The 612-nt window shown below is 73.2% G+C and carries 1 pseudogene; it reads left to right on the forward strand.

Annotated features, from left to right (window positions below):
• A pseudogene (locus tag GJV64_RS15260) lies at positions 1-399 on the forward strand (acetyl-CoA C-acetyltransferase); the annotation flags it as partial.
• Between the last annotated feature and the right edge of the window lie 213 nt (positions 400-612).

The following is a 612-nucleotide window of genomic DNA, read 5'->3' on the forward strand; positions in this document are numbered from 1 at the left end:
GCCGCCGAGGCCNCCCGCCGCGGCGCGCCGGTGCTAGCGCGCATCGCCGGCTTTGCGAGCGTCGGCGTCGACCCCGCCATCATGGGCATCGGCCCGGTGCCGGCCAGCCGCAAGGCGCTGGAAAAGGCCGGCTGGAGCGTTGCTGATCTCGACCTCATCGAAGCCAACGAGGCGTTCGCCGCGCAGGCGCTGGCCGTGGGCCAGGAGCTGGGGCTGGACCCGGCGAAGCTGAACGTCAACGGCGGCGCGATTGCCATCGGCCACCCGATCGGCGCATCCGGCGCGCGCGTGCTGGTGACGCTGCTGCACGAGATGGCGCGCCGCGACGCGAAGAAGGGGCTGGCGACGCTGTGCATTGGTGGCGGCATGGGGATTGCCCTGGCGGTCGAAAGGGCTTGAGGCCTGTTCGCGCCAAACTGTCCGCACCATAGCCCTGGCCCATGATCCGCGACGCCACTCCGCTGGAACGGCTGTTTGCCGGCCACCGCGCCGAGCATCCGTCGGGGCGGCTGCTGGTGCTCGGCCGTCCGCCGGAGCGGGTGACGCTGGCGCTCGACGGCTGGGAACGCGTGGCCTGCGTGGCGGCCGACGACGCGGAGATCCGCCCCGGCA

This window comes from Sandarakinorhabdus rubra (assembly GCF_010994245.1).
GTDB classification, from domain to species: Bacteria; Pseudomonadota; Alphaproteobacteria; order Sphingomonadales; family Sphingomonadaceae; genus Sandarakinorhabdus; species Sandarakinorhabdus rubra.